Origin of the sequence: Streptomyces sp. NPDC052299 (assembly GCF_040679335.1) — a bacterium.
Classification (GTDB): Bacteria; Actinomycetota; Actinomycetes; order Streptomycetales; family Streptomycetaceae; genus Streptomyces.
Genome location: NZ_JBFAUP010000014.1, coordinates 48,306 through 67,451 on the forward strand (window position 1 = coordinate 48,306; position 19,146 = coordinate 67,451).

Sequence of the window (19,146 nt, forward strand, 5' to 3'; positions counted from 1 at the left end):
CGGATGTGCCGCTGAGAAGCTACGGGGGCACGACCGTCATGCCCGCACCGCCGGCCCGCCCCAGGAGCACCCCGATGGACGCGACCACCACAGAAGTCCCGACCCCGCTCACCGAGGCGTTCCTCGACGCCCTGCGCGGAAAGCTGGGCGGTCTCGTCGACGCTTCGGCGACGACCCGGGCGGTCTACTCGACGGACGCGTCGAACTACCGGATCGTCCCGGGCGCGGTGCTCATGCCCCGGTCGAAGGAGGACGTGATCACCGCGGTCGGGATCGCGCGTGAACACCGGGTTCCGGTCACCGTCAGGGGCGGCGGGACCTCGTGCGCCGGGAACGCGGTGGGGCCGGGCCTGGTGATCGACTTCTCCCGCTCGATGAACCGCGTGCTGTCCGTCGACCCCGGCTCGTCGACGGCCGTGGTCGAGCCGGGCGCGGTGCTGAGCACGCTCCAGCAGGAGGCCCTGCCGCACGGGCTGCGGTTCGGCCCCGACCCCTCGACGGCCACCCGCTGCACGATCGGCGGGATGATCGGCAACAACGCGTGCGGGCCGCACGGCCTCTCGTACGGGCGCACGGCCGACAACGTGGTGTCGATGACCTGGCTGACGGGCGGCGGCGAGGTGATCACGGTGGGCTCGGGGCCGGAGGCGCTCGCGGCGGTGCCCGGGCTCGACGCGTTCGTCACGGAGCACCTGGCGGTGCTGCGCACCGAGTTCGGGCGCTTCGGGCGGCAGATCTCCGGCTACTCGCTGGAGCACCTGCTGCCGGAGAACGGGCGCAACCTCGCGGCCGCGCTGACCGGCACGGAGGGCAGCTGCGGCGTCCTGCTCGAAGCCACGGTCCGGCTCGTCCCGCAGGCGCCCGCCCCGGCGCTCGCCGTCCTGGGTTACGCGGACATGGCGACGGCCGCGGACGACGTGCCGCACCTGCTGCCGTTGCGCCCGCTCGCGCTGGAGGGCCTGGACGCGCAGCTCGTGGACGTGGTCCGCCGTTCACACGGCGACGCGGCCGTGCCCTCGCTGCCCGAGGGCGGTGGCTGGCTGATCGCCGAGGTGGGCGGGGCGACGTCGGCGGAGGCGGTCGAGGCGGCGCGCGCCCTGGTCGCGGCCTCGCACGCCACGGACAGCGCCGTCCTCCCGGCGGGTCCCGAGGCGACCCGGCTCTGGCAGATCCGGGCCGACGGCGCCGGCCTGGCCGGCCGCACCGCCGACGGCAAGCAGGCGTGGCCCGGCTGGGAGGACTCCGCCGTGCCGCCGGAACGGCTCGGCGACTATCTGCGCGGGCTCCAGGCGCTGATGGCCGAGCAGGGGCTCTCCGGCCTGGCCTACGGCCACTTCGGCGACGGGTGCGTCCACGCCCGCATCGACTTCCCGCTCGACGCCGGGGGCGCGCCGATGCGCGACTTCCTGGAACGCGCCGCCGCCCTGGCCGCCGAGCACGGCGGATCGCTCTCCGGCGAGCACGGCGACGGCCGCGCCCGCTCGGAACTGCTCCCCTCCATGTACGGCCCCGAGGCGCTGCGCGCGATGGAGGCGTTCAAGGCCCTCCTGGACCCGGACGACGTCATGAACCCCGGTGTCGTCGTCCGCCCCGCGCCGCTGGACGCGGACCTCCGGCGGCCGGGGGCGCGGCGGCTGCGGGCGAGCGACGGTTTCGCCTTCGCGCGCGACGGCGGGGACGTCACGGACGCCGTGCACCGGTGCGTCGGGGTGGGCAAGTGCCGGGCCGACCTGCGCGGCCAGGGCGGCTTCATGTGCCCGTCGTACACGGCCACCCGCGACGAGAAGGACTCCACGCGGGGCCGGGCGAGGGCGCTCCAGGAAATGCTGAACGGCGGCTTCGTCTCGGAGGGCTGGAGCTCCCCGGAGGTCCATGAGGCCCTGGACCTGTGCCTGAGCTGCAAGGCGTGCGCCAACGACTGCCCTACGGGGATCGACATGGCCACGTTCAAGTCGGAGGCCCTGCACCGGACGTACAAGGGCCGCCGCCGCCCGCTGAGCCACTACACCCTGGGCCGGCTCCCGCAGTGGCTGCGCCTGCTGGCGCCCTTGGCACCCCTGGTCAACCTGGTCGGCCGGGTGTCCGTGCTCCGGCGGACGATGATGACCCTGATGGGCGCGGACAGCCGTCGCTCACTGCCCCCGCTGCCGGCGAGGCCGTTCCGGTGGAGCGGGGCTTCCCGGAGACGGCCCAGGGCGAACGGCCCCGAGGTGCTGCTCTGGGTGGACTCCTTCTCGGACGCGCTCGCACCGGAGATCCCGCGCGACGCCGTGGAGGTCCTGGCGGCGGCGGGCTGCGACGTGGAGATCGCCGCGCCGGGCGCCTGCTGCGGCCTGACCCTGATCTCCACGGGCCAGCTGACCGCCGCCAGGGCGAAGCTCCGCTCCACGGTGGACCTGCTGCTCCCCCACGTCCGGGCCGGCCGGACGGTGATCGGCATCGAGCCGAGCTGCACGGCGACGCTCCGCTCGGACCTGGTCGAGCTCCTGCCGGACGACCCCGGCGCCGCGGAACTCGCGGGCGCGGTGCGGACGGTCGCCGAATTCCTCGTCTCGATCGGCTGGACGCCGCCGCGGGCGGCTTCACCCCTCCTGGTCCAGCCCCACTGCCACCACTACGCGGTCATGGGCTACGAGGCGGACCGCTCGCTCCTGGAGTCGATGGGCTGCGACGTCGACATCTCCGCGGGCTGCTGCGGCCTGGCCGGAAACTTCGGCATGGAGAAGGGCCACTACGAGGTCTCCGAGAAGATCGCCCGGGAGGGCATCCTCGCCAAGGCGGCCGACGCCCCGGACCGCCGCATCCTCGCCGACGGCTACTCCTGCCGCACCCAGGTCCGGGACCTGGCGGGCCTGGACAGCCGCCATCTGGTGCAGGTGCTCGCGGAGGCGTTGCGGCACTGACCGGCCGCCGGGTCAGGGCAGGGGGAACCACTCCGCCAGCCGCTTGGCGACGACCGGCACGTCGAGGTGGTCCTGCGCGACGTCCTCGACGAACGGGCCGGCCACCGTGACGGGCGGCGGAGCGACGGCGGCGCCGCCGTTGAACCGCAGGAAGACACGCATGGCGAGCCAGGCGGTGCGCTTGTTGCCGTCGATCAGCGCGTGATTCCGGGCGACGGAATGCAGCAGCGCCGCCGCCTTCTCGTGCAGCGTGGGATACAGCTCCGCCCCGAACACATGGGTCCGGGGCCGCTCGATCGCGGAGACCAGGAGCCCCAGGTCACGCACACTGTGCTCGGTCCCGTTGACGGCCCGGGCGATGGCCAGCACCTCGTCGATCCGGACGTACCGCACCTCGGTCACTTCAGGTAGTCCATGATCTCCGCGTCGCTGACCATGAGCTCGGCCAGGACGTCGTCCACCTTCAGTTCGGAACGCTCCTGGGCCTCCCGGATGGCCTCGATCGCAAGCTCCTGCTTGCTGCGGCCCTCTCTGCGGGCACGCTCGGTGAGCTGCGCGTCGAGGTCGTCGGGGAGCCGGAGTGTCATCGCCATACAGAGATGATACCGCTCCGGTATCAGCCGCGCGGCAGAAGCCGGGAGGCCCGGCCACCGAAGTGGCCGGCCCCGGTGTGTCGGGCGTCAGACGCCGGCGCCCACCCGGGCCGCCGGCGCGTCGGCGGTCGCGGGGGTGATGAGGCGCGCGCGGTAGACGCGCAGGCGCAGGGTGCACCAGATACCGATCAGCGAGATCACCATCAGGGCCACCGCCGGCGGCCAGTACGCGCCGCCCGCGAGGGAGGACAGCCACACCGCCGTGACGGGGGCGAAGCCCGCGAAGACCAGGTTGCAGATCTGGTACGACAGGGAGATGCCGGTGTACCGCACGTGCGGGGCGAAGCCGTCCGCGAGGATCGCCGCCATCGGCCCGTACAGCGCCGACATCACGAGGCGCATGGCGAGCATCGCCAGATAGATCAGGACGACGTTGCCGGTGCCCACGACCATGAACTGCGGGATCGAGAGCAGCACCACGCCGGCGAGTCCGCCGACGACGACCTTGTGCGCGCCGATCCGGTCGCCGAGCAGCGACAGGAACGGGGTGACGACCAGTTCCAGGAACGCGGCGAGCGTGAGGCCGTTGAGCAGCATCGACTCGGACAGGTGCTGGTCGTCGGTGCCGTACGAGAGGAGGTAGCTCGTCACAACATAGTAGCCGCCGGTCGCGGTGGCCAGCGAGAAGACGCCCACCAGCACGGTCTTCCAGTCGTTGCGCAGCACCTCGGCGACGGGCAGCTGCGAGGCTCCCCCGCGCTTCCCGTTCTTCTTCTGCTGCTCGGTGTGGATGTCCTCCATCACCGGGGAGTCCTCCAGCTTGGTGCGCACGACCAGGCCGATGACGACGAGGAGCGCCGAGGCGAGGAACGGTACGCGCCAGCCCCAGCTGTCGAAGGCGGCGTCACCGAACAGGCTCATGAGGCTGAACATGCCGGTGGACAGGAGCGCGCCGACCGAGGAGCCGAGCTGGGCGAAGGAGCCGAAGAAGGTCGCCTTGCCCTCGGGGGCGTTCTCCACGGCGATCAGGACCGCGCCTCCCCACTCGCCGCCGATCGCGATGCCCTGGACGAGCCGGAGCACGATCAGCAGGATCGGGGCCAGCGGGCCGACCTGGTCGTAGGTGGGCAGCAGGCCGATGGCGACCGAGGCGATGCCCATCATCATGAGGGTGATGACCAGCGTCTTCTTGCGGCCGACGCGGTCACCGATGTGCCCGAACACGATGCCGCCGATCGGGCGCAGCAGGAAGCCGACGGCGAAGGTGGCGAAGGACGAGATGGTCTTCAGGGCCGTCGGCATGTCGGCGGGGAAGAAGACGTCGTTGAACACGATCGCCGCGGCGGTGGCGAAGGCGTAGAAGTCGTACCACTCGATGGAGGTTCCGGACAGGGCGGCGAGGGCCGTCCGGTACGGGCTCTGCGGTCGGCGGGCGGTGGTGGTGCGGTCCGACAAGGGGACCTCCGGCAGGTGAGTGCAGACGGGGACGTTGCAGCCAGTCGAGTTGGGGAGAAAAGGGGGGTACGGGGCCCGGCGGCCGGGCCACGGAAGGATCGTCCGGCCGCCGGGGAATCGGGGTCTGCCCGCCGGGTCAGCGGCCGGAAGCGGCCCAGGCGCGGCTGCCGCCGACCCAGGTCTCCAGGACGCGGACGCCGGTCAGCTCGTCGGCGGGCACGGTCAACGGGTCGGCGTCGAGGACGACGAAGTCGGCCAGCATGCCCGGGGCGAGCGCGCCGACCGCGTCCTCGCGGTGCAGGGCCGCGGCCGCCGCGCCGGTGTGGGCGTGCAGACCGGCCTCCACGGGCAGGCGCAGCGACTCGTCGCCGAGGACGGTGCCGAGCACGGTCCGGCGGGTCGCGGCGGCGGCGACGGCCTCCAGCGGGGCGGGCGGGGCGACGGGCGCGTCGGAGGAGAAGACGACCGGGACGCCGGCCTCGGGGCAGCGGCCCGCCGGGTTGTAGCGGTGGCCCATCTCGCCGATGGCGGTGAGGGTGCCGTCGCCGGTGCGCAGGTGGTGCTGGGGCTGCATGACCGGGACGACGCCGAGTTCGCCCATGCGGTCGATCTGCTCGTCGGTGGGCAGTCCGGAGTGCTCGATGCGGTGGCGCATGTCCTCGCGCGGGCGCTCCGCCTGGGCCTTCTCGATGGCGTCGAGCACCATGCCGATGGCGTACGGGGACTGGGCGTGGGTCGCCGTCTGGAGGCCGGCCGCGTGGGCGCGGCGGACGATCTCGGCGTACTCCTCGACGGAGTGGTAGAGCTGGCCGTGGTGGCAGCAGTCGGCGGCGTAGCCCTCGGGGAAGTAGGCCGTCCAGCCGCCGAGCGTGCCGTCGGCGTAGAACTTCACGCCCTGGATGCGGAAGTGGTCGTCGCCGAAGCCGCGCACCGCGCCGAGTTCCAGGGCGGTGTCGAGCAGCGCCGAGGTGAGGTAGGCGGAGACCCGCATGCGCAGCGAGCCGTCCGCGTGGGCGCGCAGGTACGTCTCCATCTCGCGGCGCGAGACCTGGGCGTCGCCGATCGTGGTGACGCCGGCGGCGAGGAACACCTCCTGGGCGCGCAGGAGGTGGTCGGCCATGATGTCGTCGGGCTCGGAGAGGTGGAAGTTCGGGCCGTGGTTGCCGATCTTGACGCCGGCCGGTCCGGTCAGCAGGTCGCAGGCGGCGTCCCAGAGCTGACCGTCGGGCTGCCCGTCCTCGAAGTGGCCGATGCTGCCGCCCTCGGGGGACGGCGTGTCCGCGTCGATGCGGCAGGTGCGCAGGGTGTGGGAGTTGACGACGCCGCCGTGGCCGGAGGCGTTCATGACGTAGACCTCGCGGTCCTCGGCGACGCGGTCCAGGTCGCGGCAGCTGGGGTGGCGGCCCTCGGCCAGGCGGCGGTGCTCGTAGCCGAAGCCGCGGACCGGGACGCCGGAGGGCAGGTCCCGGGCCGCCTCGCGCAGCACCTCGACCATGGTGTCGATGTCCGGGACGCGCTCGGGGCGCAGGTCGACCCAGGCGAGCGCCTGGCCGTACATGACGGGGTGGCAGTGGGCGTCGATGAAGCCGGGGTGGACCAGGCCGCCGTCGAGGGACAGTTCCTCGTCGGCCTGGCCGCCGAGCGCCGCGCGGGCGTCCTCGGCGGTGCCGACGTGCACCACGCGGTCGCCTCGCACGGCCAGCGCCTCGGCGCGGACCGAAGTGCCCGGGACGGCTACGGCGGCGCCGGTGACGAGGAGCGTGCGCTCGGGGGAGTCGGTGGGACGGGGCATGGCAGGCTGCTTTCGACCAGAACGTACAGGGCTCGCCGACAGACGATTCGGCTCGCAGAACGATAAAGAGCGAACGCCTGATTAACCAGAGGCTCCGGAGAAGAAGTTTTGTAAAGTTGGATCGCGCCTTGGGTTACGTATCGACTGCCCACCCCCGCCGGGGCGGCCGGACCGGCCCTCAGACGGCGTGCGGGCGGAGGTCGTAGCGCTCCTTGACGAGCTCCAGATGGAGCCAGCTCTCCACCTCGCGCACGGCGCCCAGGCCGCGGATCTCCTCAAGCGTGGCGCGTACGGCGTCCAACGACTCCGCGGTGATCGTGCCGACCGCTTCCGCCCGCCCCAGGCACGTCGAGAGGAAGGCCACGCGCGCGAACCCCGCGACGGTCTCGGCGACCTCCGCCGCCCGACCGGACACGCGCAGGCTGAACCCGCACAGGTAGCCCAGGCCGAGCATGTCGGGCCGCACCAGCGCGACCACCTTCGCCACCCCGCCGTCGAGCAGCCGCAGCGTCCGCGAGCGGGTCGCCCCCGCCGAGAGGCCGACTCGCCCGGCCAGCTCGGCGAACGGCAGCCTGCCGTCCTCCTCCAGCTCCGCGAGGATGCGCTCGTCCGTCGCGTCGAGCACGCCGACGGTCGGCTCGTCGGTGAGCAGGTAAGGGTCCTTGACGTGCCGCGTCGCCACCAGCGGATCCACCGCACGCACGCCGGCGAGGGCGCGGATGTGCTCGATCGTGCGCTCCAGCTCCCCGAAGCCCGCCGTGCGCAGCTCGGCCATGATGGCCCGCCGCCCGCTCGTCAGCGTCACGAAGGGCGCCTGCGGGAGCTCGGCCACCCGCCGCGCCACCTCACCGGCCGGACCGTGCGTGTCGATGGCGAGGTGCGCCGAGGCGGTGAGGGCGCGTACAGCCGGGTGCACGATCGCCACCACCCGCACGGCACCGGACTCCTGGAGCCTCTGCACCCGCATCCGGGCGGCCGGCCGGGACAGCCCGACACGCTGGGCCAGCGTCTCGTAGGTGAGCCGTCCGTCGCCCTGCAACTCCCGCACGATCGCCAGGTCGGTCTGGTCGAGCTCCACGTAGCGCCCCTCTTCGTTCAGCGGTGTCCGCCCATTCTGATCCCGCCGGGCAGGCCGTCCGGCTCCGGGCCCGCTCCGATCCGGAATCCCCCTTCCTCACAATCATCCCGTCCGAGGTGGACAACTGACACAGCCGAAACGTAAGTTTCTCGACGATTACACGATCGAATCATCGACGGAGGCTGACGTGACACGACCTGTAGCCGTGATCACCGACACGGGGGAGCTCGACCCCTCCCCCGGCGTGGAGCTGCTCACCGAGGCGGGCTTCGAGGTACGCGTCGCCGGCGGCACGGCCCCGGACGCGATCGCCGCCGCCGCGCACGACGCCGTGGCTCTCGTCGTCGGCTACGCCCGCGTGGACGGCGCTCTCCTCGACCGCCTGCCGCACGTGCGGATGCTGGCGACCATGTCCGCGGGCTACGACATGATCGACACCGCCGAGGCCGCGCGCCGCGGCCTGTGGGTGGCCAACCTGCCCGACTCGGCCACCGAGGACGTCGCCGTCCACGCGCTGGCCCAGATCCTCGCCCTCGCGCGGCGCCTGCCGCAGGCCGACGCCGTGGTCCGGGCCGGCGGCTGGAGCACCGACCTCGCCGAAGTGCCGCGGCGGCTGAGCGAGATGACGCTCGGCCTCGTCGGTCTCGGCCGGATCGCCCGGGTCCTGGCCCGCCTCGCCGCCCCGCTCTTCGGCCGGATCGTCGCCCACGACCCGCACGCCTCCGACTGGCCGGAGGGGGTCGAACGCCTCGACCTCGACACCCTGGCCCAGACCGCCGACGCCCTCTCCCTGCACGTCCCGTCCACGCCGCAAACCCGCGGCATGGTCGACGCCGGACTGCTCGCCCGGATGCGGCCCGGCGCCGTCCTGGTGAACGTCTCGCGCGGCGACCTCATCGACCCCGGCGCGGTCCTGGACGCCCTGGACAGCGGCCGTCTCTCCGGCGCCGCGCTGGACGTCTTCCCCGTCGAGCCGCCCGCCGCCGACGACCGGCTACGCAGTCACCCCCGGCTGCTGGTCTCCCCGCACTCCGCCTTCCTCTCGGACGCGTCGCTGCGCGCCTACGTCACCGAGCCGGCCGCGAACGTCATCGCCTGGTGGACCACCGGGCGCCCCCGTACCCCCGTCGTGACGCCGCAGCGGACCGCGACCGCCCCTCTCACCGACAGCACGCAAGGAGACCCCGCGTGACGGACATCCTGGACACCCCCGCCACCACTCAGGACGCGGACATCGCCGCCGAGGAACTGCGGCTGCGCCGCGAACTCGCGGCCGTCTACCGCCTGGTCGCCCATTTCCGTATGACCGACCTGATCTTCACGCACATCTCGCAGCGGCTGCCGGGCCCGGACCACCACTTCCTCATCAACCCGTACGGTCTCCTCTTCGAGGAGATCACCGCGTCCAGCCTGGTCAAGATCGACCTGGACGGCAACGCGGTGGAGCCGAGCCCGCACCCGGTCAACCCGGCGGGCTTCGTGATCCACAGCGCGATCCACAAGGCCCGCACCGATGCCCACGTCGTACTGCACACGCACACCAGGGCGGGCTGCGCCGTCGCCGCGCAGAAGTCCGGCCTGCTGCCCGTGAACCAGATGTCGATGGAGTTCCACAACCGCGTCGGCTACCACGACTACGAGGGCGTCGCCCTCAACCTCGCCGAGCAGGAGCGCCTGGTCGCCGACCTCGGCACCCACCCGGCGCTCATCCTGCGCAACCACGGCCTGCTGACCGTCGGCGACAGCGCCAAGCAGGCCTTCCTGCGCATGTTCTACCTGGAGAAGGCCTGCGAGATCCAGGTCACCGCCCAGGCTGGCGGCGCCGAACTCGTCCTGCCCTCCGACCAGGTGGCCGAGTACACCGCCCAGCAGCTCACCGGCGAGGGCGGCGCCTCCTCCGACTTCGAGGACCACGACGCGTACGACCTGGCCTGGGCGGCGCTGCTGCGGCTGGTGGAGCGGATCGCGCCGGACTACAAGGACTGACCGCCTCCGGCAAGGGCTCTTGCGCGGGGGCGACGACGCCGGCCACGCCGGCCCGCCCGTACGGCTTCCTCCGAACTTCGCGGCGCTCCGGGCCGGGGAGATCGCGGACGGCCCGGCCGCTGAGGACCTTCGCCGCGGTGCGGGGCATGACGACCGCGGACGGCGACGACCACCGGCGGCCGCGGTCGTTGCGACCAGGTGACCGACGCCGGCGTCCCTCGCGTGAGGACGGCGTGTACGACACCGGGCGCGGCCGGGCGGGCCTGGTGACGGGCCACGAAGGTGCCCGCCTCCAGCTCCGCCCGCTCGGCGGCGGCCGCGCGTGGGACGCGGACCCGGACCGCCTACGGCCGCTCGACCCGGCCGAGTCGCTGAGCTCACGTGTGGCCGGCGCCCACGCCCGTAGCCGTAACGGCCTGAGCGTCAGCGGCATGCGAGGCTCCCCACCTGACACGGCCGGGGAGAGAACGCCGGGTGAGCCCATCGGGATCAGCGGGCGCCGCGTCCGGCCCCCGGAGGGGCCGGACGCATCAGCCTGGACTATCGGCGCTGCAGGGACTTGACGTTGTCGCCGAAGGACCAGCCCTTCGAGCCGTCCCAGTTGAGGGACCACGTCATGAGGCCCTTGAGCGTGCCGTTGAACGTGTTCCACGCCTGGCCGACCTGGCTGGGCGCCATGTAGCCGCCGCCCGCGCCGGGCTGGGCCGGCAGACCGGGCACCTGCTTGTCGTACGGCACCTTGATCGTGGTGCCCTGGATGGTCAGGCCGCTGTTGAGGCAGGTGGTCTGGGCGGCGAAGCCCTCCACGGTGCCGGCGGAGTACGAGTCGCCGGAGCAGCCGTACATGCTGCCGTTGTAGTACTGCATGTTGAGCCACCACAGCCGGCCGTTGTCGACGTACTTCTTGATGATCGGCAGGTACGCGCCCCAGATGGACCCGTAGGTGACGCTGCCGCCGGTGACGTACGCGGTCTCGGGCGCCATCGTCAGGCCGAAGCCGTCCGGCATCTTGCCCAGCACGCCGTCGATGATGCGGATCAGGTTGGACTGCGAGGCGGACAGCGTGTTGATGTTCCCGCTCCCGGACAGACCGGTTTCGATGTCGATGTCGATCCCGTCGAAGTTGTACTTCTTGAGAATCGGGACGACCGTCTCCACGAAGCGGTCGGCGACCTTGCTCGACGACAGGTCGATGCCCGCGGCCGCGCCGCCGATGGACATCAGGAGCGTGGCACCCTTCGCCTTGGCCTCACACATCTCCGCGGGCGTCGACACCTTCACACCCGCGTCCATGCCGTCCTCCCACAGGACGGTCCCGTCCGAGAGGATCACCGGGAAGGCCGCGTTGATGACGTTGTAGCCGTGCTGGGCGATCCGGCTGTCGGTGATGGGGACCCAGCCCATCCCGGGGTGCACGCCGTTCGAGGCGCCGTCCCAGTTCTCCCAGTACCCCTGCAGCACCTTGCCGGCCGGCTTGGGCTTTGTGGCACAAGTGGCGTCACCCGGCGGGTCCGTGGGCGGCGGGGTGGTCGGCGGGTCGGTCGGCGGCGGAGTGGTCGGCGGGTCCGTGGGCGGCGGCGTGGTCGGCGGAGGCGTCGTGCCACCGGGACCGGTGAGCGACACGTCGTCCGCGAAGTACGCGGGCGTCCCGTACCACCCGTGCAGGTAGACCGTCACCGACGTGGTGTTCGCACCGGTGGTGAAGCCGACGCTGAGCTTGCTGTACGACGAGGAACTGGGCGTCCAGGTCTGCGGCTCGGCGGCCGCACCGGTGCCGCTGGCGCCGAGGTACACGTAATTGCCCTGGACGAAGGCGCTCAACGTGTACGTCGAGTCCGGCTGCACACTGACCGTCTGGCTGCACTGGGCGTTCCCCAGGCCGGACGGCGTGGCCTTCAGCGCGGACGAGCCGGAATGCACCGGGCTGCTGGTGACCTCGCCTGACCCATTGGCGCAGGACCAGCCCGAAAGCCCTTCCTCGAAACCGGAGTTGGCCACCAGGTTCGCGGCGTCGGCCGCGCCGGCCGAACCGGAACCCACCAGGGCGACGCATGCGCCGACGAGGACGGCGGCGCTCACCCCGGCGATCGTTCGGGTCAGGACGGGGGCCGAGTGCCCGTCACCTGCGCCCGGCAGCGTACGAATTCTCCGACGGAACATGCTGTGCTCCATTCTGGCGACATGCCACGGGCGTGAGCGTGCGGGAGGTGGGGCGCGGACGCGCGGCCCCGATGAACTGGAGAAATGCAGTCCGGCGATCGACGGGATCGTAGAAGGGGGGCCGCGGCCCGTCAATAGGTCTGGACCAAAGGTGCTCGACTGCCGGGGGCCCCGCTTGACGAAACTTGACAGACCGAGCACCGCCCGGCGAATCGCTTGCACACAGGCCCGGCACGGTGGGAGGGTGCCCGGTCCGGCGCCCTGATTGGACTGACCGTGGCCTGCCACCGACGCACGTAGACGGGGAGGTGCTCTGCGCGAACGCGCCCCGACTGCGCACCGAGCGTTTCACCGCTGGCGTCACTCAACTCGGCGAGAGCGCCGCAGCCGTCCGCCCGGGGGGCGTGTACGCCCAGGCCGGGCTCGCTGACGACGCTCCCTCACGACCGCGCCGTAGTCACCAACGACGCCGACTACGGAGCTTCAGCTACGCACGAGTCCGAGGGTGCACGAATCATGTGCAGCAAGCAGCCACAAGACAGGCTCCTGATCCGCGAGAGCGAGTCAGGGCCCTGAGTGATCTCCGGGGCCGGCTGGGGGCCGAGGGCGAGACCCCCCTTCCGCTCTGGTTCCACATGCCTCCCGATCGGGCTACGGGTGCGCTCCCCAGTTTCAGGTCAGCAGCCCGCCGATGGCCGTGGCGAGGGCTTCTCCGCTCTGCTGGACAGCGGTTCCGAGGACAAGCGCGGGCAGCGCCTGTGCGATTCCCCTCAGCGTGTGCGCCTGCTCGGCCGGAGCCGCAAGTGAATCGTCCGCGGTGCCCGCCATGGCTCTCAGAGCTTCCATGTGCTGCAGACCCGCCGCGTTGCGCTCCAGGTCCCCTCGGAACGCGGCGAGGAGGGCTCGTACGGCGTCGACATCGGTGACGCCGTTGGCCGATGCAGCCTGGTTCACATGGGAAATGTTCTGCCCGACGACGTTCTGGAGTGGGGCGTTGTTGTTGCCGCCGATGCTGATGCCCGTGCCGTGTCCCGACTCGGGTGTGGGGTCAGGTCGACGTCGTCCGATGGCCATCACTTTCCTCCTTGGCTGGTAGAGCCCTGACCGATGTTGCTGTTGCCGTTACCGACGATGTTCTGGATCGGAGCGTTGTTGTCGCCATAGATCTGGATGTTGTTGGTCACAGCAGCCACCTGCTGGTCGTAGGCGGTGGTGTCGACGCCCAGGTCCCGCAGGTAGGCAGCGACGGTGCGGAACACGCAGGTCTCCATGAGGACGACATGTCGCTTGGCGTCATCACTCTGATGCATGTCAGTGACTTCCTCGGTCGAGTACCGGTCCCGCAGGCTCACAGGATCCTCCTCCACGGCCCGATCCTCGGTGCTCCCTCCGAGTGCGATCCGGGCGACCAGGCGCCACAACGTCAAGGGGCCGACCGCCGCGTCCAGGAGAGCTTGGATCGTCACCCACCTGAGCAGCCGCACACCGCGCTTGCCGATGGGGGCTGTTGTCACCTTCAGCTCGTTGTAGAGCGGGGTCATGACGTGAGGCCGTACGGTGAGACGCAACTCGCCTGCCTCCAGAGCGGCGTGAACGAACACGCTCACCACCACCTGGCCGTCCCAGGTGATGCACTGCGCGCGCAGATAGCGTCGCGTCGGTTTGCTGGAGGGCGACTTACGACCCCGGTCAGTCAGGTCCGGCGCTTCCCCGGTCGCCTCCCGCGTCCGCTGTAGCCAGAGATGGGCCGGCAACCCGAAAACTTGCTCCATGGTGAATCCTGGCAGCGGGTCCGTGATCTCCCTTGCGCCCCGCCCCAGTTCGTCGAGTGCCGCCCCCACGCACCGCAGCAGTTCGGCCTCGCCGAAGGGCTTGACCGACGCGTCGGGGTCCATGGGTTTCAGAGGGATGTTGATGTGGGCGGCTCCCCAAAGGTCACGCCCGGCGCCGATAAAGTGCTGCGAGACGTCATAGGGCAGCTGGCGCCCCTCCTGTTCCTTCCCGATCTCCGCGAGTCTCCGAGTGGCCCTCGGCGCCGTCCACGGCAGCACGTCGCGGGAGATCCGCTTGCGACTCAGGACAGACAGAGCGGACCTCGCCACCAACCGGTCCCCGACGTACACCACTGCCATCCCAGCAAGTAGGCCGACCGGCGCCGCGGCCAGCCCGAGCCTCGCCTCCGGCACCGGTCCATACGGCACCAACGCCAGCATCCACGGAGCGACGAGAGGCAGATACGCCAACCACGGGCGGCGGGCCAGCCGACTGTTGAGCTTCTTCTTGCGCTGCGCTCGAAACGCCGCCCACCTCATGGTGAGGGCGGTCAGGACCGCAGTTATCCAGATCGCCGTCGCCCACGGAGAGACATACCCGGCCGCCGACAGGAGCAACAGGAAGCAAAGACGCCGTAGCCACCGCCCGCGCCGTGCACGCAGGCTGTGCGCCACCATCGGGACAAGATCGAACCCATACGACGGCACAGGCACCGGCGGGCCGTTCAGCACATGGTGGACAACCCATTGCGCCGTCGGCTCGCCCAGCGGAGGGCAATCGTCACTGCCTTCCAGGTAAATGGGCCTGCGTGTACTACGCCGCGGCTTCTTCGGAGCCGCGTTCTTCCCCCGAAACTTGCGCCACCACGCCTTAAGCTCCTTCACTCGATCCGGCCGCGCATAGACCGCCTGGCACAGTAACCGCGTCACCTCAGTGACAGTCGGATCCACCTCCGCAGGACGAGGCGTGTCGGCCGCCGGGGCAGCCCACTGGACGGGCACACCGGGCCACCCGTCCGTGCGCGCCCCCTCCTGCTGCCTCTTCTCCCGAGCTTTGGTACCCCAGGCGATTCCCATGCCGCTCCCCCGTTCGCTCGTACGGCGGGCATCTTCACGACGAACGGCGGAAGTCGCCAGAGCACAAAGGCGACATTGCGCGTAACAGGCCGGGAGACAGGTAGATTGACCGAAACCTGATAAGGCAAGCCGGACGAAGCCGTCCATTCCGCAAAGGCACATGGAGGCGACCCGGGCCATCACAACCACCACCGCTGCGATACCGACGAGTCGTCTGCTGAAACGGCTGGATGTTAGCCGCGCGTTGAGACGATAGGCACTGCCGTCTCAGCAAAACCCCCAGGTCAGACGCCCGACTTCACCGGCTCCAGAATCGCCACGCACTCCACATGATGCGTCATCGGAAAAGCATCATCCGGAAGGGGAGCTGACATACCCGCAGGTCAGGCATTGCTTTCGGTGCGCCTAGCGGGCTGTGCGGGCACCGACAGCGTCAAACGAGCGTCTCGCCTCATCCCGGCTCCGACTGCGGGACAGGTCAACGAGCGCCAGCGTTGGAAGACATTACCGACGGCCCCTGGGGGAGAGTCTGCACCAGAGGCTTGAACGTGGCGTCGCCACGACCAAGATCCGTCCCTGGTCCTCCGCAGGCTCCCCTCCTTTACACCGCGAGGCTGCGGACTCGTGCCCTGGTGAGTGCGACGTAAAGCGAGCGGTGGGCTTCGTCGGCGGGGTCGAGCCCCTTCCGGAGCACAGCCGCGTCGGACTCTTCCAGTCTCACCCCGACCCTGTCCCACTCCTTGCCCTTCGCCTGGTGGCATGTCAGGCCGGGAACGAGTCGCTTATGCGCGTCCTCCAGCCGTATGCGCAGGTTGCCGAGAGCCTTGCGCGGTGTCCGCTTCTGGCTCTCCGGCCGCTCGATGTGCGTCTTGGTGACCACGCTGTCCGCCAAGGCGGTCCAGATTTCGCCGAGGTCATCCTGGCTCGCCAGGCGCTGAAGAGCAGCCTGTAGGTCCGGACGCAGCTGCTCGAACGTTTCGGCTTCTTCGATGCCCAGGGTAGTCCGGGCGTCGGTGAGGAACGCGGCAGGCAGGCCGAAGGAGCTCTGGGTGAGTTCGTTGAGAAGCAAGGTGCACACGGCTTCCTGGAACGGTCCTGACGGCTGCTTGACGGCCAGGGGGAGGACATGGGGGTCCCCGTCCCACAGCGTCTTCCACCGCCGTGCGAGGACGACATCGACGTCACGTGCCACCCCCGCGGGAAGGACCACGCGCTCTCTACGGCGCAGTAGACGTGCCAGTGACGCCTGGTCACTGCTGTCGTGCCACCTGAACGATGTCTGAAGTTCGCCGCGTTCGAATCCCAGTAGCTCGATGAGCCGGCGCACGCTCTCCGGGCGTGCGCCACGAAAGGCGTAGAGGGCCTGCCAAGGGTCTCCCACCAGAGTGACGGCGAGTCCCGCTTCCGCCGCGGTGCGGATGATCTCCACGTCCAGATCGTTCGCGTCGTAGACCTCGTCGACAAGCAGGGACCTGATCGTCCTGGCGAAGTAGGTCGACACGTGGGCGCGGATACCGTCAATGCCGAGGGCCCCGTGCAGGACCTCACGTACGTTCTCGTGTGTACACCATCCTCTGTTGACCGCAGCGGCGAAGTCCGCTGGCCTTATGTGGTTGTCCGGCTTCGCCTCTGGCAGGTAGGTGGTGCTGACCTGGGTGCCCGCCAGGCGGAGAGCGGGCTTCGCGGTAGTGCGGATGGTGGGAAAGTGCGTCCGCCATGTGTCCAGCACCTCCAGTTCCTCGTGGCCGCCTGGCCACTGGAGGAACCCAGACCGCAGGAGGTGGGTGAGTAGGTCGTTCAGGATGGTGTCGAGCGTGACGATGCGATGGGGCCACGCCAGGGCCGAAGGACCCCACTGTCGAACCACGCGGCGACGTATCTCCTCGGTGGCCGAGCGAGTGAAGCTGACCGCCACGACCGCTCGGTGATCGATTGTGCGCGCGAAGCGGTGCAGGCCGAACCGCTGGTGCGAGACGGTCGTCTTTCCGGAGCCGGGAAATGCCTCTACGTAGACAAGGCGGTCAGGGCTTGCGGCGGTGAGGAGTTGTTCCGGCGTGAGAGCGCGGGTGCCAGGCCAGCGACTACTCATCGTCAACCGTCATCCGACGTGTGGCTGTCGGCCAGCTCCCGAGGGAGGGCCGCCAGTATCGGAGTTCCTCCCATGGCGGTGCATCCGGATCCGGCGCGTCAGAGTCCGGAGGGTCCGGGATCGGTTCGTCCCCGCTTGTTTCCGCCCACTCCCTCTCTTCCCTCTGCCAATCGTCCGGCCAGTGAAATTCCTCAGCATCATCAACCTGTTGCTCGTCCGTGTTCCGTTCGCCGTCCAGCACGAGCCAGTCCGGCTCATCAATGGACTCATGGGGGTCGGTCTCATCGGCCGGGGCGGGCGGGTACATGAACTCGAACAGCCGCCGGATGTGGTCGGGCACGATCGGAAGGCTCGACGCCTGCTCGGGACCTGCTTCGTTGGCCTCTGCCAGGAGGCCGGCGAAGGCAAGCGCAAAGTCGCCCTTCTTGCTGGAACCCCGCCCTGCCGGAACGCCGGGCTGCCCGTCCTTGCCCTTCCGCGCGCTGCGGAACAGTTCGTACACCGTCCGGGCCGTCACGAGCGGCTCGTCCAGGTCAGCCTCGCGCAGAGCCGCCGCGATCAAGTGCTCGTTACCCTCGGTGATCGACGGTTCCAAGGTCGGATGGCTGACGAAGGCATCGACGACCGAGGGGTCGTGGTCAGGAAGCCAAGTCGGCTTCTTGTGCTCCTTGCTCTCGAACGATTGATCGCTGTCGACGAGGATCGCCAGTTTGGTGCACAGTTCCTTGCCCCGAGTTGCCAAGAGATGCACCGGCCACTGCCCGACCTTCCATCCCATGTGCACAATGCTGAGTGCGTCGATGAATGCGTGCTTGCGCGCGTCCCCTCCGGCCCAGGTCCTGCCAAACTCCCTTAGGACGGCGGCGTCGGTGACCCCCTCAACCAGGACGAGGCGGTCGGCGAAGAGGGCGGCGGACCGACTCGCGTCCAGATGGAGCCGTGTCTTCCGCAGCGTGATGTCGCGGTGCTTCGCCGGCACGACGTCGGCGACGGTGCGGCACACTCTCCCTTGCGCCGTCTGGCGCACGACGACGAGTTCCTCGGGGGCGCAGGATGTGATGACGTCCGTCGCATGGCTGGAAAGGATGACCTGCAGCTCCGGCCGCTTCTTGACGGTTCTACGCAAGTACCGGACGAGAGCGTGCTGCAACTGCGGGTGGAGGTGCGCCTCAGGCTCCTCAATGACGACCGTTGCATGGAAGGGCTTCGTACCGAAGAAGGAGTCCTCCTCCGACTCGGCATCAGCCTGTGCCTGTTGGAGGTTCCGGGTCGCCTGCTGGATCTGCTCAATCTCTGTGGGGGGCGGCTGGTCGGAAGCATCCTGGTGAGACCGGGCGGTGTCCTGGGGAAGTTCGGTGGAGTCCGGTATCGCTGCCAGGATCACGGCGATATGCAGCAGGTTGACGTACCCCAGCCCGGACACTTCAAGAGGCCGAGCAAATCTGCGTCCCTCCATGACAGCGAGCATGACTTCCAGCACGCGAGCCAAGTAGGTATCGTCGATGACCTGCCCACGTATGTACGACCACTGGCGACTCACCCCAGCCGACAGGTCCGTGAGGTAGCCGCCGATCCTCTTCTCGACGGCGTCGATGATGCTCTCCTTGGCCAGCTCCTCGAGCATCTGGGAGGCCCGCGCCCGGAGCCCCACGAGGTTCCGGGTGCCGTTCAGGCGCTGCTGTTCAGCACGGAGCAGCTCAACCAGGATCCGTGCCTCGCGGCGCGCCAGTTCGTCCAGAGGATGACGCCAGGCCGGCAGGTAGATCAGCTTGTACGGGTCCAGGTCCAAGGACCTGCCGTGGGCCGTGTCAATCTTCGGGGTGACGCTGCCGAGCCTGCGACTCAGCGTGACACCCCAGGTCTGAGCGACATCCCCAAGGCGCTGGTGGCTGACCTCGTGCAACTGACGTCCGAGACGACCTTCCCCGGTGAGGCTATCGCCCAGCCGGTACTCCACCTTGATGGTGCGGGTGGACCTCTCGGGTGCGAGCGTGGCGGAACCGTACCTCGGCAGGGTTGGGAAGCGAGAGCCGGGATGAGAAAGGTAGAGCGCATCCGTGAGCGTTGTCTTTCCGGCGCCGTTGGCTCCGATCAGCACGCTGAAACGGCCAGGTAAATGGCAGACCATCTCGCCGTCTGCGCTCGCCCGAAACCCGCTCACTGCGATACGACTCAGGTGCACCATGCCCCCCATGGACAAGAAGTACGTGAGTAGCCATCATCACCCCGAGCACTGACAAC

The 19,146-nt window shown here is 70.0% G+C and carries 13 protein-coding genes; 3 read left to right on the top strand and 10 right to left on the bottom strand.

Annotation, left to right across the window (positions count from 1 at the left end):
• Nucleotides 1-74 precede the first annotated feature (74 nt).
• The gene (locus tag AB0L33_RS23410; protein WP_365684392.1) at nucleotides 75-2,903 is read left to right on the top strand and encodes an FAD-binding and (Fe-S)-binding domain-containing protein; all 2,829 of its coding nucleotides are present in this window, start codon (nucleotides 75-77) and stop codon (nucleotides 2,901-2,903) included.
• A 12-nt stretch (nucleotides 2,904-2,915) separates the two neighbouring features.
• On the opposite strand, the gene AB0L33_RS23415 is transcribed toward AB0L33_RS23410, so the two are convergent.
• The 5 genes from AB0L33_RS23415 to AB0L33_RS23435 form a co-directional block, all read right to left on the bottom strand.
• A complete protein-coding gene (locus tag AB0L33_RS23415) occupies nucleotides 2,916-3,305 on the bottom strand; it encodes a type II toxin-antitoxin system death-on-curing family toxin (RefSeq protein ID WP_365684394.1) in 390 nt (129 codons plus the stop codon).
• Entirely contained in the window at nucleotides 3,302-3,496 is a 195-nt protein-coding gene (locus tag AB0L33_RS23420) for a CopG family transcriptional regulator (protein WP_143617898.1), read from the bottom strand. Before AB0L33_RS23420 ends, AB0L33_RS23415 begins: the two co-directional genes overlap by 4 nt.
• An 87-nt stretch (nucleotides 3,497-3,583) precedes the next feature.
• Nucleotides 3,584-4,951, bottom strand: coding sequence for an MFS transporter (locus AB0L33_RS23425; RefSeq protein ID WP_365684396.1), 1,368 nt, complete (start codon nucleotides 4,949-4,951; stop codon nucleotides 3,584-3,586).
• Between the two features lie 136 nt (nucleotides 4,952-5,087).
• Nucleotides 5,088-6,743: an amidohydrolase gene (locus AB0L33_RS23430; protein WP_365684399.1), complete on the bottom strand. Its 1,656-nt coding sequence runs from the start codon at nucleotides 6,741-6,743 to the stop codon at nucleotides 5,088-5,090.
• A gap of 178 nt (nucleotides 6,744-6,921) precedes the next feature.
• The gene (locus AB0L33_RS23435; protein ID WP_365684401.1) at nucleotides 6,922-7,821 is read right to left on the bottom strand and encodes an Lrp/AsnC family transcriptional regulator; all 900 of its coding nucleotides are present in this window, start codon (nucleotides 7,819-7,821) and stop codon (nucleotides 6,922-6,924) included.
• Between the two features lie 187 nt (nucleotides 7,822-8,008).
• Here AB0L33_RS23435 and AB0L33_RS23440 point away from each other — a divergent pair, with 187 nt between their 5' ends.
• Nucleotides 8,009-9,013, top strand: coding sequence for a C-terminal binding protein (locus AB0L33_RS23440; protein WP_365684403.1), 1,005 nt, complete (start codon nucleotides 8,009-8,011; stop codon nucleotides 9,011-9,013).
• Complete coding sequence (locus AB0L33_RS23445) at nucleotides 9,010-9,807, top strand: class II aldolase/adducin family protein (RefSeq protein ID WP_365684405.1); 798 nt, start codon at nucleotides 9,010-9,012, stop codon at nucleotides 9,805-9,807. Before AB0L33_RS23440 ends, AB0L33_RS23445 begins: the two co-directional genes overlap by 4 nt.
• Before the next feature lie 540 nt (nucleotides 9,808-10,347).
• On the opposite strand, the gene AB0L33_RS23450 is transcribed toward AB0L33_RS23445, so the two are convergent.
• From AB0L33_RS23450 to AB0L33_RS23470, 5 genes are all read right to left on the bottom strand, one after another.
• Nucleotides 10,348-11,967 (bottom strand): glycosyl hydrolase family 18 protein, encoded by a 1,620-nt coding sequence (locus AB0L33_RS23450; protein WP_365684407.1) that lies wholly within the window; start codon nucleotides 11,965-11,967, stop codon nucleotides 10,348-10,350.
• 672 nt (nucleotides 11,968-12,639) lie between these two features.
• Nucleotides 12,640-13,041: a hypothetical protein gene (locus AB0L33_RS23455; RefSeq protein ID WP_365684409.1), complete on the bottom strand. Its 402-nt coding sequence runs from the start codon at nucleotides 13,039-13,041 to the stop codon at nucleotides 12,640-12,642.
• Nucleotides 13,041-14,669: a hypothetical protein gene (locus AB0L33_RS23460; protein WP_365684411.1), complete on the bottom strand. Its 1,629-nt coding sequence runs from the start codon at nucleotides 14,667-14,669 to the stop codon at nucleotides 13,041-13,043. The genes AB0L33_RS23455 and AB0L33_RS23460 overlap by 1 nt, the downstream gene beginning before the upstream one ends.
• Before the next feature lie 748 nt (nucleotides 14,670-15,417).
• Nucleotides 15,418-16,905: a UvrD-helicase domain-containing protein gene (locus AB0L33_RS23465; protein ID WP_365684412.1), complete on the bottom strand. Its 1,488-nt coding sequence runs from the start codon at nucleotides 16,903-16,905 to the stop codon at nucleotides 15,418-15,420.
• The gene (locus tag AB0L33_RS23470; protein ID WP_365684414.1) at nucleotides 16,898-19,090 is read right to left on the bottom strand and encodes an AAA family ATPase; all 2,193 of its coding nucleotides are present in this window, start codon (nucleotides 19,088-19,090) and stop codon (nucleotides 16,898-16,900) included. Before AB0L33_RS23470 ends, AB0L33_RS23465 begins: the two co-directional genes overlap by 8 nt.
• Between the last annotated feature and the right edge of the window lie 56 nt (nucleotides 19,091-19,146).